The sequence below is a fragment of the Halotalea alkalilenta genome, assembly GCF_001648175.1.
In the GTDB taxonomy this organism is placed as follows: domain Bacteria; phylum Pseudomonadota; class Gammaproteobacteria; order Pseudomonadales; family Halomonadaceae; genus Halotalea; species Halotalea alkalilenta_A.
This window is the reverse complement of the sequence record NZ_CP015243.1, coordinates 1,171,664-1,186,312: the sequence shown is the minus strand read 5'-3', so window position 1 is coordinate 1,186,312 and position 14,649 is coordinate 1,171,664. Positions and strand designations below refer to the sequence as shown.

The 14,649-nt window shown below is 63.4% G+C and carries 14 protein-coding genes; 1 reads left to right on the top strand and 13 read right to left on the bottom strand.

All coding sequences use genetic code 11. From position 1 onward, the window contains the following. Positions 1 to 20: 20 nt before the first annotated feature. The 13 genes from lpxB to rpsB form a co-directional block, all read right to left on the bottom strand. Positions 21 to 1,205, bottom strand: a complete 1,185-nt coding sequence (gene lpxB / locus A5892_RS05260) for a lipid-A-disaccharide synthase (RefSeq protein WP_064121906.1) — start codon at positions 1,203 to 1,205, stop codon at positions 21 to 23. A 66-nt stretch (positions 1,206 to 1,271) separates the two neighbouring features. Further along, the gene (lpxA, locus tag A5892_RS05255; protein WP_064121905.1) at positions 1,272 to 2,039 is read right to left on the bottom strand and encodes an acyl-ACP--UDP-N-acetylglucosamine O-acyltransferase; all 768 of its coding nucleotides are present in this window, start codon (positions 2,037 to 2,039) and stop codon (positions 1,272 to 1,274) included. Continuing rightward, the gene (gene fabZ / locus A5892_RS05250) at positions 2,036 to 2,479 is read right to left on the bottom strand and encodes a 3-hydroxyacyl-ACP dehydratase FabZ (protein WP_064121904.1); all 444 of its coding nucleotides are present in this window, start codon (positions 2,477 to 2,479) and stop codon (positions 2,036 to 2,038) included. Before fabZ ends, lpxA begins: the two co-directional genes overlap by 4 nt. A 368-nt stretch (positions 2,480 to 2,847) precedes the next feature. Beyond that, positions 2,848 to 3,876 carry a UDP-3-O-(3-hydroxymyristoyl)glucosamine N-acyltransferase gene (gene lpxD / locus A5892_RS05245; protein ID WP_064124314.1) on the bottom strand — a complete coding sequence of 343 codons (1,029 nt, stop codon included), beginning with the start codon at positions 3,874 to 3,876 and terminating at the stop codon, positions 2,848 to 2,850. A gap of 78 nt (positions 3,877 to 3,954) precedes the next feature. Further along, positions 3,955 to 4,461, bottom strand: a complete 507-nt coding sequence (locus tag A5892_RS05240; RefSeq protein WP_064121903.1) for an OmpH family outer membrane protein — start codon at positions 4,459 to 4,461, stop codon at positions 3,955 to 3,957. An 84-nt stretch (positions 4,462 to 4,545) separates the two neighbouring features. Continuing rightward, complete coding sequence (gene bamA, locus A5892_RS05235; protein ID WP_150123489.1) at positions 4,546 to 6,879, bottom strand: outer membrane protein assembly factor BamA; 2,334 nt, start codon at positions 6,877 to 6,879, stop codon at positions 4,546 to 4,548. 217 nt (positions 6,880 to 7,096) lie between these two features. Further along, the gene (rseP, locus tag A5892_RS05230; protein WP_064121902.1) at positions 7,097 to 8,440 is read right to left on the bottom strand and encodes an RIP metalloprotease RseP; all 1,344 of its coding nucleotides are present in this window, start codon (positions 8,438 to 8,440) and stop codon (positions 7,097 to 7,099) included. A 34-nt stretch (positions 8,441 to 8,474) separates the two neighbouring features. Continuing rightward, positions 8,475 to 9,275, bottom strand: coding sequence for a CDP-archaeol synthase (locus tag A5892_RS05225; RefSeq protein ID WP_064121901.1), 801 nt, complete (start codon positions 9,273 to 9,275; stop codon positions 8,475 to 8,477). Continuing rightward, a complete protein-coding gene (uppS, locus tag A5892_RS05220; RefSeq protein ID WP_082890592.1) occupies positions 9,268 to 10,026 on the bottom strand; it encodes a polyprenyl diphosphate synthase in 759 nt (252 codons plus the stop codon). Before uppS ends, A5892_RS05225 begins: the two co-directional genes overlap by 8 nt. 21 nt (positions 10,027 to 10,047) lie before the next feature. Beyond that, positions 10,048 to 10,605, bottom strand: a complete 558-nt coding sequence (gene frr / locus A5892_RS05215) for a ribosome recycling factor (protein ID WP_027349471.1) — start codon at positions 10,603 to 10,605, stop codon at positions 10,048 to 10,050. Positions 10,606 to 10,688: 83 nt separating this feature from the next. Continuing rightward, positions 10,689 to 11,426: a UMP kinase gene (gene pyrH / locus A5892_RS05210; protein WP_027349472.1), complete on the bottom strand. Its 738-nt coding sequence runs from the start codon at positions 11,424 to 11,426 to the stop codon at positions 10,689 to 10,691. A gap of 172 nt (positions 11,427 to 11,598) precedes the next feature. Further along, positions 11,599 to 12,468: a translation elongation factor Ts gene (gene tsf, locus A5892_RS05205; protein ID WP_064121899.1), complete on the bottom strand. Its 870-nt coding sequence runs from the start codon at positions 12,466 to 12,468 to the stop codon at positions 11,599 to 11,601. A 215-nt stretch (positions 12,469 to 12,683) separates the two neighbouring features. Continuing rightward, on the bottom strand, positions 12,684 to 13,415 hold the full coding sequence (gene rpsB, locus A5892_RS05200) for a 30S ribosomal protein S2 (RefSeq protein WP_064121898.1): 732 nt from the start codon (positions 13,413 to 13,415) through the stop codon (positions 12,684 to 12,686). A gap of 418 nt (positions 13,416 to 13,833) precedes the next feature. Here rpsB and map point away from each other — a divergent pair, with 418 nt between their 5' ends. Beyond that, positions 13,834 to 14,631: a type I methionyl aminopeptidase gene (map, locus tag A5892_RS05195; protein ID WP_064121897.1), complete on the top strand. Its 798-nt coding sequence runs from the start codon at positions 13,834 to 13,836 to the stop codon at positions 14,629 to 14,631. Positions 14,632 to 14,649 lie beyond the last annotated feature (18 nt).

The window sequence follows — 14,649 nt, the reverse complement described above, 5'->3', positions numbered from 1 at the left end:
AAGCCCGCTCTTGCGCCCTTTCACCGCGCGACCTCCCGCTCGCTCGCAAGGGCCTGCGGGCCCTTCTCGACCAGCGCCGCCACCGCATCGGCGGCGCTCGCGCTCGCCCCCAGTGCGAGCTCGGCGTGCATCCGCGCGAAACGCTCACGCAGCGCCTGTTGAGGATCCGTCAACAGCGGCTCGAGCAACGCGGCGATCCGCGGCGCAGTAGCGTCGTGCTGGATCAGCTCGGGCACCAGCGTCTCGCGGGCGATCAGGTTGGGTAGCGAGATCCACTCGGTCTTGACCACCCGCTGGGCGATCCAATGAGTGATCGGTGCCATCCGGTAGGCGACCACCATCGGCCGATGGCAGAGCATCGCCTCGAGCGCCGAGGTGCCGGAGGTGAGCAGTACCGCATCGGCTGCGACCATCGCCAGCGCGGCATCTCCGTCGATCAGGGTGATCGCCTCGCGCGCCTGCTCGTCGAGCAGTGCCTCGATCTCCGCGCGACGGGCGGGAGAGGCCGCTGGCAGCACCGCGCGCAAGGCCGGCTGGCGCTGTCTCAGCAGCGCCAGCGTCTCGAGATAGACCGGCAGCATCAGCCTGACTTCATTGTGTCGCGACCCAGGCAGCATCGCCAGCAGCGGACCGGTATGCTCGATCCCGAGCGCCCGCCGTGCGCTGGAGGCATCGTCATCCAGCGGCAGCTCGTCGGCCAGCGGATGGCCGATGAAGCGTACGGGCACGCCATGCTCACGATAGAAGGCCGCCTCGAACGGCAGGAAGGTGAGCATCAGATCGACCGCGCGGCGGATGCCTTCGACCCGGCCTTGGCGCCATGCCCACACCGAGGGACTGACGTAGTGCACGGTCCGGATCCCGACCTCGCGCAGCTGACGCTCGAGGCCTAAGTTGAAGTCGGGCGCATCGATGCCGACCATCACGTCGGCCCGCCAGTCCAGCGCCTCTTTGCGCAGCATGCGGCGCAGCTGGATCAGTCCGGGCAGGTGCTTGAGCACTTCGACCAGCCCCATGATCGACAGCCGCTCGAGTGGCGCGAGGCTTTCGAGCCCTGCGGCGATCATTCGTGGACCACCGATGCCGCGAAAGCTCGCCCCGGGATAGCGTCGCTTTAGCTCACGCAGAAGTCCCGCGCCCAGCACGTCGCCGGAAAGCTCACCGGCGACGACGAAGACCTTGAGCGGACGAGGAGATGGGATCATACGCAGACTCGTCACCAAATCGGAGGGATATGCCACCATGCCCCGGCACCGGGGCATGGTTCGAGCTCAGCGGGTGATGCCGCGCGATGAGTTCTTCAGCGAGTCGATGAACACCTGAAGCGCAGCGGAGGGCGTTTCGCGCTCGAGGGCTTCGATGCTTTCGGCGAGCTTCAACTGGCTGCGGAACACCTTCTTGTAGGCGTCGCGCAGGGTCGCGATGGCCGCGGCGTCGAAACCCCGGCGCTTGAGCCCTTCGGCGTTGATGCCATGCGTATGCGCCGGGTTGCCGTTGACCATCACGTAAGCAACCACGTCCATGGTGATCGCCGACAGCCCGCCGACCATCGCGTGTGCGCCGATGTGGCAGAACTGATGGACCGCGGCGAGACCGCCGAGAATCGCATAGTCGCCGAGCACTACGTGGCCGCCGAGGGTCGCCTGGTTGGCCATGATGCAGTTGTCGCCGATCACACAGTCGTGGGCGACATGGGCATAGGCCATGAACAGGTTGCCGCTGCCGATCCGGGTCAGTCCTTCGTCCTGCACCGTGCCACGATGGACGGTCACGCCTTCGCGGAAGACGTTGTCGTTGCCGATCTCGAGACGGGTCGGTTCGCCGCGGTACTTCTTGTCCTGGCAATCCTCGCCGATCGAGCCGAATTGGAAGAAACGGTTGTTGGTGCCGATGACGCTCGGCCCTTTGATCACCACATGAGGCGAGATCACGCATCCCGAGCCGATCACGACATCAGGACCGATGACGCTGTAGGCGCCGATCTCGACATCGGACGCGACCTGCGCCTTGGGATCGATGATGGCGGTGGGATGGATCAAGCGATCTTCCTCTCTGCGCAGATGATATCGGCTTCGCAGACCAGCTCTTCGCCCACGTGGGCGCGGCAGGTGAACTTCCAGATACCGCGGCGGGACTTGTCCATCCAGGCTTCCAGGCTGAGCTGGTCACCGGGGAATACCGGGCGCTTCAAGCGCACGTTGTCGCTGCCGACGTAGTAGTAGATGTAGCCATCACGCGGCAGCTTGTTGACCGTTTTGAAGCCAAGGATACCAGCGGCCTGGGCCAGCGCTTCCGTGATCAGCACGCCCGGCATGATCGGATGGCCAGGAAAATGACCGTTGAAGAACGACTCATTGACGCTAACGTTCTTATAGGCCTTGATGTAGCGACCCGTCTCCAGTTCGACGACGCGGTCGACCAGCAGGAACGGGTAGCGGTGGGGCAGATATTCCTGGATTTCCTTGATATCCATGACCATGCAGAAAAACCTCTGAGGCACGCGCCTCTTGAATAGCGAAATGTCTGTCCTCCGGACAGACGGATGAAGGAGACGCCTCGACCGATCAAGGCGAAGCGTCCCGACGACCGGGCGCGTTCGCGGATCGTCTAGCCGGAGGGCGCAAGCGCTACCTCACTGGCGGTTTTCGCCGGAAAACCCGGCAAGCGCATCGTTGTTCTTCCGGCCATCCCTGCCCGCCGCTCTCGACGGGCACAGCGCCCAGGGAGTGGCTATCGCCGACTTGTCGAGCCAAAAGCGACCCGGGGCACGCAATCGAATCGAACCCGACCATAGCGGATGCGGCCCGCCTGGAAAACGCCTGCGCCAGGCGGCCCTCCAGACGAGCGCTAGGATTTCTCGAGCTTGCTCACCCGGCGCGCCAGCGCGTCGAGCTGCTTGAAGCGCACCGCATTCTTGCGCCACAGCGCGTTGGGCATCGCCCCGGTGCCGGAAGAGTAGACCCCGGGTTCGAGAATCGAATTGGTCACCAGGCTCATACCGGTGACCTGAACCCGATCGGCGATCTCGAGATGACCAGCCAGGCCAACGCCGCCGCCCAGCAGGCAGCCGCGCCCGACTCGGGTGGAGCCGGCGATACCGACACAGCCGGCCAGCGCGCTGTGGTCGCCGATGTGGACGTTGTGGGCGATCTGCACTTGGCTGTCGATCTTGACGTCATCGCCTATCACGGTATCGCCGAGCGCCCCACGATCGATGCTGGTGCAGCTGCCGATCTCGACGTCATCCCCCACCACCACGCCACCGATCTGGGCGATCTTCTGCCAGCCACGACCGTCGTGGGCGAAACCGAAGCCGTCCCCGCCCAGCACTGCGCCGCTGTGGATGATCGCACGCGCCCCGACCATCACACCGTGATAGAGGGTCACGTTGGCATGCAGCATGCCATCTTCGCCGATCTCACAATCGTCTCCGATCACACTGCCCGCGCCGATCCTTACCCGTGCGCCGATGCGGACATGATCGCCGATCACCACCTGGGGACCGACCGAGACGCCCTCGCCCAGCACCGCGCTATCGCTGATCACCGCAGTCGGATGCACCCCACCCTCGGTGGCACGGGCGAAGCGATCGAAACAGCTCGATAGCTTCGCGTAGCCGAGATAGGGATTGTCCAGCGCCAGCGCATTGGTCGGGCAAGCCTCGACGTGCTCGGGCCGCAGCAGCACGGCAGCCGCGCGGGTACCGGCGAGATGCTTGAGATAGGCCGGGTTGGCGAGGAAGGCGATGTCGTCGGGTCCGGCATCGACCAAAGTAGCGAACCCGGTCACCTGACGCTCGCCGTCGCCCCGCAGCGTGGCGCCGGAGAGGGAGGCCAACTCGTTTAGTGACAAACCGATCGTGGCGGTCTTTTTCATGTCCATCCGTTAGAGCATCCGGGCAACGACGAGACGGTCGCATGCCCGGTTCGTGGGTGCGCCACAGCTCGACGTCAATTAGTTGCCGGCATTATACGCCGCAGTGACTTCACTGGTCAGATCCAGCGCATCGTCGGCATAGACTACACTGTTGCGGTCGACGAGTACCTTGACCTGGTGGCGCTGCACCACCTGCTGGATCGCACGGTCGAGGCGGGGGCGCGCCTGCTCGAGGAACTGCTGCTCCTGATTGGCGCGCGCCTCTTCCAGCTCACCGCGCTGCTGCTGGTACTGCCCACCTTTGGTCTGCAACTGCTGGATCAGGTTGTTGCGTTCGGCCTCGGAGAGCGTCGCACCGTCACGCTGGAGACGCTGCTGGAGCTGCTGGAGCTCTTGGCCGAGCGCCTGTACCTGCTGCGGTCTGTTGCCGAGCTGGTTGCGCAGCTGGTTCATCGACTGCTGCGCGGACTGGGTCTCGAGCAGCGCCTGCTGCCAGTCGATCACCGCGACGTCGGCGGCCTGGGCAGCCATGGAGGCCGAACCGAGTGCCGCGGCAACGCCGAGAGCCAAGGTCAACTTACGCATATCTCTACTCCTGAATGACGCGAAGACAAAGGCGCGCACCGCGCCCATGCCGAGTCGTGAAATGTCATCGGGCTTTCACCCGAATCAGAACGTTTGTCCCAGCGAGAACTGGAATACCTGTGACTCATCGTCGCTTTTCCGGTTCAGCGGCTGTGCCAGGCTGAAGGTCAGCGGTCCTACCGGGGTCAGCCACGAGAGCCCGACACCCACCGAGTAACGCAGCTCGCCCAGGTCGATCCCCGAACTACACTGGGACGCGGTATCGCCAGTGGCATAGCAGTCGCTCAGATAGGTATTACCGGTATCGAAGAAGAACGAGCTCTGCAACTGGCGACGATCCTCGATGAACGGAAGCGGGAAGATCAGCTCGGCCGAACCCTCGATCAGGATGTTGCCGCCCAGGGTATCCTCGTCACCATCGCCGCGGGCCGTGGTCCTCTGCCCGAGGGTGTTGCTGCGGAACCCGCGCACCGAGCCCAGACCACCGGCATAGAAGTTCTCGAAGAATGGATAGACGTCGGTGTCGCCATAGCTGTCGGCGTAGCCCAGTTCGGTGCGGAACTTGAGCGCCCACTCAGGATTGAGCTCGAACAGCTTCTGTCCGCGATAGCGCAGCTTGAAGAACTCAGCGTCGCTGCCGGGGCCGGCCGCTTCGAGCGCGACCTGCTGGTAGCTACCGCTGGTCGGCAACACGCCCCGGTTGAGGTTGTTGCGCGTCCAACTGGTGGTCAGCTTGTAGCTGTCGAAGGTGTCGCCTTCGTTCTGGACGTAGCGATATATCTCTTCCGGCGTATCGGTGTAGGTGTCGAGGGTCAGGTGCTCGACGCCGAGCCCGAAGTTGAGCCGCGAGAGATCGCTAATCGGATAGCCGAAGTTGATCCCGCCGCCGATGGCGTCGCTCGAGTAGGTCGAGATGTCGGAGTCTTCGTAGTCGGTACTACGGTAGTAGACATCGTAGCCGCGCGAGATCCCGCTCAACGTCCAGTAGGGGTCGGTGAAGCTGAAGCGCAGGCTGGTGTAGTACCTGCTCTGCTGGGCGCCGATGTCGACCCGGTTGCCACTGCCGAGGAAGTTGCTCTGCGAAAGCGACGCACCGTAGATGATCCCTTCGGACTGGGCGAAGCCTACGCTTGCCGAGATGCTGCCGGAGGGCTGCTCGGTGACGTTGTAGTTGACGTCGAGCTGGTCGGACTCACCGGCCACCGGTGTGGTCTCGACCTCGACCTGGCTGAAGAAGCCCAGGCGTTGCAGCCGTTCCTGCGACTGGCGAATGCTCTCCGCCGACGCGGGCGCGCCCTCCATCTGCACCAGTTCACGGCGCAGGACCTCGTCCGCGGTGGTGGTATTACCCCGGAAGTTGACCCGACGCACGTAGGCACGCTGGCCCGGATCGACATTGAAGGTGACGTCGACCGTATCGCCGTTTTCGTTGACCCGGGGAACCGCGTCCACGTTGGCGAACGTGAAGCCTTCGTTGCCTAGCGCCTGACGCAACGCCTCGGAGGACTGGGTCAACAGCGACTGGTTGTATACCTGCCCCGGTTGGGCGGTCACCAGCGAGCGGGCCCGCTCCTCGCTCATCTCGAGCGAACCGGCGAAGTTGATCTTGTCGATCGTGTAGCGATCGCCCTCGTCGAGGTTGACGGTGACGTAGATCGCCGACTTGTCGGGGCTGATCGAGACCTGGGTCGACGTGATGTTGAAATTGACGTAGCCGCGATCGAGATAGAAGGCGCGCAGGCGGTCGAGATCACCGGTGAGCGCCTCGCGCGAGTAGCGATCGCTCGAGAACCAGCCGAAGAACCAGCCCGGCTTGTCGGCGAGCTCGAACTGGCGACGCAGCTCGTCATCGCTGAAGGCGTGGTTGCCGACCAGGTTGATCTGCTGGATCCGGGCAACCGCGCCTTCGTCGATGTTGATGTTGACCTGGGCGCGGTTGCTGTCGAGGTTGACCACCGAAGTGGTGATTCTCGCGCTGTAGCGTCCCTGGCCCTGATAGACCTGCTCGAGCTCTCGCTGGACCTCTTCGAGGGTGGAGCGCTGCAGCACCTGGCCTTCGCTGATTCCGGTCTGGTTCAAGCCATTGCGCAAATCGTCGGTGGATATCTGACGATTGCCGGTGATGTTGATCTGAGCGATCGAGGGCCGCTCCTGGACCCTGACCACGAGCACATTGCCATCGCGATCGAAACTCACGTCGTCGAACAGCCCGGTACGGAACAGCGCCTGTCCGGCGCTGCTCAGAGCGTTCTCATCGATGGTCTGGCGAGCGGTGAACGGAAGCACGTTGAAGACCGTCCCGGCCGACACCCGTTGCAGCCCCTCCACGCGAATGTCCGAAACTTCGAAAGACGCAGCGAACGCCACTTGGGAGCTGCCAAGCAACCATACTGCCAAACCGAGGGTCTTTATCTTCATGCCGTCATTTCGCTTCTTTCGGGTCGCTTTTCAAGATCCTGCCGCCGAACACGCCGCTGGACCGGCGAGCGGCCCTCCATCGTGCACAGGCACCTTATACACAAGCCCCCCCACCTGACAAGCGCGGGCGAAAGCTTCCACGATCCAGGATCATCAGGGGTTCCAACCCGCTCCGCCGCAGGCCTTGCAGGATACCGGGAGGCGTGCGGCGAGCGGTTCAAAGACGCAGCAGGTCGAAGTAGAGCGCCATCACCATCAACGTACCGATCAATACCACGCCGACCTTGAGTCCGGCGAGCTGCACTCGCTCGGAGACCGGGCGGCCACGCACGGCCTCGATGATGAAATAGAGAAGATGGCCACCGTCGAGCACCGGGATAGGCAACAGGTTGAGCACCCCGAGGCTGATCGACAGATAGGCGAGGAAACCAACGAAGGTTTCAAGGCCGCTGCGCGCCGAATCCCCCGCCACACGGGCGATGGTCACAGGTCCCGATAGATTGCTCGGCGAGATCAGGCCCACCACCATCTTGCGGATGGAGTCGACGGTCAGCCAAGTCATCTCCCAGGTCTTGCCCACCGCCTGGGGCAGCGCCGCGAACGGCGAATAGCGGATCTCGCGCAGGTACTCGGCCGGCCATTCGGGGGGAACCGCCGCCGCGCCGATGTAGCCGATCGTCTCGCCACCGTCGAGCTCGCGCGGCTGCGGTGTCAGCTCGATGCTGCGCTGCACTCCGGCCTGGCTCTCAACCTCGAGGCTCAATGTCTGTCCACTCGATGCCCGGACGCGCTCGACCAACACGTTCCAGTCTTCGATCGGCTCGCCGTCGACGGCGAGCACACGGTCGCCGCTCTCGAGCCCAGCCTGCGCCGCGGGGCCATCGGCGAGCACCTGGCCCAACCGCGCTTCGATAGGCGGCTGCCAGGGAGTGATGCCGAGGGTCTCGAGCGGACGCGGCGGATCCTGGCGCACCATGTACGCCTGCACCGGCAGCCGATGCTCTGCTCCGTCGGCGGTGTCGATCACCAGAGAGCCGTCGCGACCGATCTCCCCGATCAGCTTGAGACTGACCTCCTGCCAGGAGGGGGTCGGAGATCCCTCGACCCGAACGATCTCCTCGCCACCGCGCAGCCCACCGAGCTCTGCGGGAGAGCCGGGCGCGACAGCGCCGACCACCGGCGCCACCACGCTGGTACCGTAGATGAACAGCGCCCAGTAGGCGATGATCGCGAGCAGGAAGTTGGCGACGGGGCCGGCCGCGACGATGGCGATCCGCTGATAGACACTCTTGCGGTTGAAAGCGCGATGGAGCTCCGCCTCAGGGACGTTGCCCTCGCGCTCGTCGAGCATCTTCACGTAGCCACCGAGCGGGATCGCGGCGACCACGAACTCGGTGCCGTGTCGATCGGTCCGCGACCACAGCGGCTTGCCGAATCCGACCGAGAAACGCAACACCTTGACGCCACAGCGCCGCGCCACCCAGAAGTGGCCGAATTCATGAATAGTGATCAATACGCCGAGTACGACGATGACCGCAAGGATGTTCTGCAGCGCGCTCATGGTGTTTCCTCAGCGGGCAAAAGCACGGCGATGCTCAACTGCCGACCCAGGGGGCTAGCAAGGCGAAGATCGGCACCGCGGCGGTGAGACTGTCGACTCGGTCGAGAATACCTCCATGCCCAGGCAACAGCTGGCTCGAGTCCTTGAGCCCACGATGGCGCTTGAGCATGCTCTCGCAGAGATCGCCGAGCACGGAAGCGAAGGTGACGATCCAGGTGACGATCACGAGCCAGATGAATTCGCCGAATCCAAGGCCTTCGATCAGCGCCATCAGCACCGCCAGTACCGCGGTGCCGGCGAGCCCACCGTAGACCCCGGCCCAGGACTTGCCCGGACTGACCCGCGGTGCCAGCTTACGGTTGCCGAAGGCGCGGCCAGCGAAGTAGGCGCTGATATCGGCACCCCAGACGACGAACAGCACGTAGAGCAGCCAGAGAGGCTCGACGCGCAGCTGGTTCAAGCCGATCCAACACGGCACCAGCGCCCCCACGCCCATCGCCAGGCGCATCGCGCGACCATTCCACTGCGATTCGGACGCGGGATAGCGCACGACCCAGTAGCAGCACAAAAGCCAGCCCCAGAATGCCAGCCACAGCGGCCAGCGCTGCCAGACCACGCCGCTCGACCAGGCCAGCGACAGCACCACACAGATCGCGAGGGCGAACAGCGTACGCTCGCGATTATCGCCGAAACCGGCCAGATTGGCCCATTCCCAGGCGGAAAGCACCACAATCGCACCGACGAAACAAGCGAACCAGCCACCACCGAGGGTAAAGAGCAGCACTAGCGAAATAGGACCGATCGCCAATGCGGTCAAGAAACGTTGTTTAAGCACCCTGTACCTCGATCTGCTCATCGGTCATGCCGAAACGACGCGTGCGCTGAGCGAATGCTTCGAGCGCTTCGTCGAAAGCCTCGGCACCGAAATCCGGCCAATAGAGCGGGGAGAAGAAAAGCTCCGCATAGGCGAGCTGCCAGAGCAGAAAATTGCTGATGCGCTGCTCGCCACTGGTCCGGATGCACAGATCGACATCGGGAACGTCACCGCTGTCGAGCTCGCGGGAGATCATCGACTCATCGATCTCCCCAGGATCTAGCTCGCCACGAGCCACCCGCTCGGCCAGCCGGCGGGTGGCCTCGGCGATGTCCCAACGACCACCGTAGTTGACCGCAATGAACAGGTGCATTCCATCGTTATCGCGGGTCTTGCGCTCGGCACCGTCGATCAGCTTGACCAGCGAGGGATGTAGCCGGGCGCGATCACCGATCACCGAAAGGCGGATGTTGTTGCGGTTGAGCTTGCCCACCTCGCGCTTGAGCGCCAGCACGAACAGCTCCATCAAAGCGCTCACTTCGGTGGCAGGGCGCTTCCAGTTCTCGCTGGAGAATGCGAACAGCGTCATCGCTTCGACACCGCGCTCGGCCGCGCGGCGTACCACCGCGCGCACCGCTTCGACGCCAGCGTGATGCCCACGCACCCCGGAGAGTCCACGCGAGCGGGCCCAGCGGTTGTTGCCATCCATGATCACCGCGACGTGTCGCGGCACTGGGCCCTGGGCGCGGACGTTCGAAGTGTTCGAGGTCATGGTTGGGGACATGTGCGAGCGTCAGACCTGCATCAGGTCGTGTTCTTTCTGCTCGAGCAGCTGATCGATCTCAGCGATGTACTTGTCGGTCAGCTTCTGGATCGTATCCTCGGACTGGCGGGCCTCGTCCTCGGAAATCTCCTTCTCCTTGAGCAGCGCTTTGACATCGCCGTTGGCATCACGGCGCACGTTGCGGACCGCCACCTTGCCCTGCTCGGCCTCGGCACGCGCCTGGCGAGTATAGCTGCGCCGGGTCTCCTCGGTCAGCGGCGGCATGGGCACGCGGATCACCGTACCGGCGCTCGATGGATTGAGCCCAAGATCGGAGGTCAGGATCGCCTTCTCGACCTTCGGCACCATGGCTTTCTCCCACGGCACCACGGCGAGCGTGCGCGCATCCTCTACGTTGACGTTGGCGACCTGGGTGATCGGCACCTCGCTGCCGTAGTAGTCGACCTTGATCGCCTCGAGCAAACTCGGGTGGGCACGTCCGGTGCGAATCTTCTGGAACGCGGAGCGCATGGACTCGACGCTCTTCTGCATCCGCGTCTCGGCGTCCTTGTGAATGTCGTTGATCACGGAGACTTCCCTCTGAACCTAAGATGTATCGGACGGCGCTTCACCGCCCGCTTTACTCTCGAGCGGGGCAACCGCCCCGCCGCTCACTCGCCGCGATCGATCAGCGTGCCTTCCTTGCCACCCATCACCAGGTTGAGCAGCGCGCCTGGCTTGGTCATGTCGAACACGCGCACCGGCATGTCATGGTCCCGCACCAGACAGATGGCGGTCAAATCCATCACACCGAGCTTCTGATCGAGCACCGCATCGTAATCGAGACGATCGTATTTTACCGCATTGGGGTGCTTCACCGGATCGCAATCGTAGACGCCATCCACTTTGGTCGCCTTGATCACCACATTGGCATCGATCTCGATACCGCGCAGGCAGGCCGCCGAATCGGTGGTGAAGAAGGGATTACCGGTGCCTGCGGAGAAGATCACCACGTCACCGGAGGTCAAATAGCGGATCGCGGTGCGGCGATCGTAGTGTTCGACCACCCCGCTCATCGGGATCGCCGACATCACTCGCGAACGGATGCTGGCACGCTCGAGCGCATCCCGCATCGCCAGGCCGTTCATCACCGTGGCGAGCATGCCCATGTGATCACCGGTCACTCGATCCATGCCGGCGGCGCTGAGCGCGGCGCCGCGAAACAGGTTGCCGCCGCCGATCACCAGCCCGACCTGCACGCCGATGCCCACCAACTGACCGATCTCCAGCGCCATCCGATCGAGCACCTTGGGATCGATGCCGAAGTCCAGCTCGCCCATCAGGGCCTCGCCGGATAGCTTCAGCAGGATTCGCTTGTACTTGGCGTTGCGGTCGTTGGGGATGGACATTGACACTCTCCTGGGCGGACGAATGAGATGAAGGGAGGGGTATGGCCTGCGTACCGACGCTCGTCACCAAGTGCCGGACACGCAATGGCGTGCGCGAACGCACGCCATTGTCGATACAATCTCCGTGCCGCGCCAGCGCAACGGCATGGAAATACGCGGTTTTGAGCCAGGCTCAGCTGCGCCGCGCCTGCTCCATGACTTCCTTGGCGAAGTCGACTTCTTCTTTCTCGATACCTTCGCCGACTTCGAAGCGCACGAACGAGACCACCTCGCCACCCGCCTGCTTGGCATACTCGGCGACGGTCTGGTTCGGATCCTTGACGAACGGCTGGGCGACCAGGCTGTTCTCGGCCAGATACTTCTTCAACCGCCCCTGAACCATCTTCTCGGCGATCTCGGCCGGCTTGCCGGCCATATCGGGCTGCGCCAGGATGATCGACTTCTCGTGGTCGAGCTTCTCCTGCGGCATGTCTTCGGGAAGCGCTACCGCCGGGTTGATCGCAGCCACGTGCATCGCGATGTCGCGCGCGACTTCTTCGCTGCCGCCTTTGAGCACCACGACGGCACCGATCCGGTCACCGTGCACATAGGCACCGACCTTGCCACCTTCCGGCGCTTCGATCACCGCAGCGCGACGAACGCTGATGTTCTCACCGATCTTCTGCACCAGCTGGCTGCGGGCGTCCTCGAGCTCGCCTTCCATCAGCGAGGCGATGTCCTGGTTCCTGGTCTCGAACACGCGGTCGACGACGCGCTGGGCGAAGCCCTTGAAGTTGTCGTCGCGCGAGACGAAGTCGGTCTCGGAGTTGACTTCGAGCAGCACCGCAAGGCTTGCATCCTCGGCGGTACGGGTGACGATCGCACCTTCGGCGGCGATGCGGCCGGCCTTCTTGGCCGACTTGAGCCCGGCGTTCTTGCGCAGGTTGTCGATCGCAAGCTCGATGTCGCCATCGGCTTCCTGGAGCGCCTTCTTGCACTCCATCATGCCGAGCCCGGTGCGCTCGCGCAGTTCCTTGACCATAGAAGCGCTGATAGCTGCCATGTCCAGATTCTCCGTGGTTGTCTCTCGACCGATCCGTGTCGAACACGTCCGGCCTGCATTGAATGGGGGTCCGAGGCCCTCGAAGAGGGCACCGTTCGCGCAAGGCCTGCGCCCGAAGCGGCGACTCAGGTATGCAAAAGGGGGCCGCGGCCCCCTCGAGCCTTCGCTCACCTCACCCTATCGGGATGGCGGGCAAGGCATTGCGACCAACGACATCACTCGGAAGCGGAAGCCGCAGCCTCTTCGACCTCGACGAACTCGTCGGGACGACCTTCCTTCGCCTTGGCGCAAGCGTCTGCGATCGCCTGGACGTAGATCTGGATCGCGCGGATCGAGTCATCGTTACCGGGGATGACGTAGTCGACGCCGTCCGGATTGGAGTTGCTGTCGACCACGCCAATCACCGGGATGCCGAGCTTGTTGGCTTCGTTGATCGCGATGCGCTCGTGATCGACGTCGATGACGAACAGCGCGTCGGGCAGGCCGCCCATGTTCTTGATGCCGCCGATGGAACGCTCGAGCTTGTGCTGCTCGCGGGTCGCCATCAGGACCTCTTTCTTGGTCAGCTTGTCGAAGGTGCCGTCTTCGTGCATCTGCTCGAGCTCACGCAGGCGCTTGATCGACTGACGAATGGTCTTGTAGTTGGTCAGCATGCCGCCGAGCCAGCGGTGGTTGACGAACGGCTGCCCCACCCGGACCGCTTCTTCGGCAATGATCTTGCTGGCTGCGCGCTTGGTGCCAACGAACAGGATCTTGTTGTTGCTCGACGCCATCTTCTCGACCACCGAGACGGCTTCGTTCAGCGCCGGCAGGGTATGCTCGAGGTTGATGATGTGAATCTTGTTACGCGCACCGAAGATGTACTTGCTCATCTTCGGGTTCCAGTATTTGGTCTGGTGGCCGAAGTGCGCACCAGCCTTGAGCAGGTCGATCATTTTTACTGCCATGGAACTTCTCCTTGGATCGGGTTACGCCTCCACGCACCCCATGGATCCGACCGCTAAGCGGCACCCGGGACCATGTGACGGTACGTGTGTGGTGTCGTTTTGATTGCGTGCGCGAGCACGCGGTTGCTTTGGCGCAGCCGCACATACTTCGACGCGGCCGCCGTGGAGATCAGTCTCGGATACCCCACACGCCCTCTGCGAGCGAGATTTTCGATACGCAAGCAGGCGCGGCTTTATATCACATACAGCCTCTCAAGAGAAGCCCGACCCTCCCCTGCAGCCCTCGCCGCACGGGCTTCCCACCATAGGGTGTTCGCCATACCAGCGAGGCTTTATCCTTGTAGCCCCTAAGTGTATCCGGAAGAAGCGCCATGCCCCTTCCCACCGACCCAGTCAGCAGAGAAGTCCACTCAGCCCCATGAACATTCCTATCTACACCCCGGAGGAGATCGCCAAGCTGCGGATCGCCGGACGCCTCGCCGCCAAGGTGCTGGAAATGATCGCGCCGCATATCCAGCCGGGCATCTCGACCGGCGAGCTCGACCGGCTGTGCCATCGCTACATCGAAGACGATCTCGACTGCGTATCGGCGACCATCGGCTACCACGGCTACCAGCACGCCACCTGCATCTCGCTCAACCACGTGGTCTGCCACGGCATTCCCGACTTCGACAAGAAGCTCAAGCGTGGCGACATTCTCAACATCGACGTGACGATCATCAAAGACGGCTTCTACGGTGACACCAGCGCGATGTACATCGTCGGCGAAAACATCAAAGGAGAACGGCTGTCGCGCATTACCCGGGAGTGCCTCTACGAGGCGATGAAGGTGATGCGCGCCGGCACCCGGCTCTCCGAGATCGGCCGGGTCATCCAGCGCCACGCCGAGAGCAACGGTTACAGCGTAGTGCGTGACTTCTGCGGCCACGGCATCGGTAAGGAATTCCACCAGGACCCCCAGGTGCTGCATTATGACGGCTATGACGAGCGTACCGATGCGGTCCTCGAGGAAGGCATGTGCCTGACCGTCGAGCCGATGATCAACGCAGGCGGCTGGGCGACCAAGGTGCTGCGCGATGGCTGGACCGCGGTGACCCGCGACAAGAGTCTTTCCGCACAGTGGGAACACACGCTGATCGTCAGCGCAGACGGCGTGATCGTCACCACCAAGCGTGAAGACGAGGACCTCTCATTCCTCGGCGGCGAGTACGCCTGAACCAGGACGACCGCGCGA

Excerpts from the sequence above, each read along its gene's own strand:
- lpxB (WP_064121906.1), bottom strand. The coding sequence starts at position 1,205 with ATGATCCCATCTCCTCGTCCGCTCAAGGTCTTCGTCGTCGCCGGTGAG.
- fabZ (WP_064121904.1), bottom strand. The coding sequence starts at position 2,479 with ATGGTCATGGATATCAAGGAAATCCAGGAATATCTGCCCCACCGCTAC.
- lpxD (WP_064124314.1), bottom strand. The coding sequence starts at position 3,876 with ATGAAAAAGACCGCCACGATCGGTTTGTCACTAAACGAGTTGGCCTCC.
- A5892_RS05240 (WP_064121903.1), bottom strand. The coding sequence starts at position 4,461 with ATGCGTAAGTTGACCTTGGCTCTCGGCGTTGCCGCGGCACTCGGTTCG.
- bamA (WP_150123489.1), bottom strand. The coding sequence starts at position 6,879 with ATGAAGATAAAGACCCTCGGTTTGGCAGTATGGTTGCTTGGCAGCTCC.
- rseP (WP_064121902.1), bottom strand. The coding sequence starts at position 8,440 with ATGAGCGCGCTGCAGAACATCCTTGCGGTCATCGTCGTACTCGGCGTA.
- uppS (WP_082890592.1), bottom strand. The coding sequence starts at position 10,026 with ATGACCTCGAACACTTCGAACGTCCGCGCCCAGGGCCCAGTGCCGCGA.
- pyrH (WP_027349472.1), bottom strand. The coding sequence starts at position 11,426 with ATGTCCATCCCCAACGACCGCAACGCCAAGTACAAGCGAATCCTGCTG.
- tsf (WP_064121899.1), bottom strand. The coding sequence starts at position 12,468 with ATGGCAGCTATCAGCGCTTCTATGGTCAAGGAACTGCGCGAGCGCACC.
- rpsB (WP_064121898.1), bottom strand. The coding sequence starts at position 13,415 with ATGGCAGTAAAAATGATCGACCTGCTCAAGGCTGGTGCGCACTTCGGC.
- map (WP_064121897.1), top strand. The coding sequence starts at position 13,834 with ATGAACATTCCTATCTACACCCCGGAGGAGATCGCCAAGCTGCGGATC.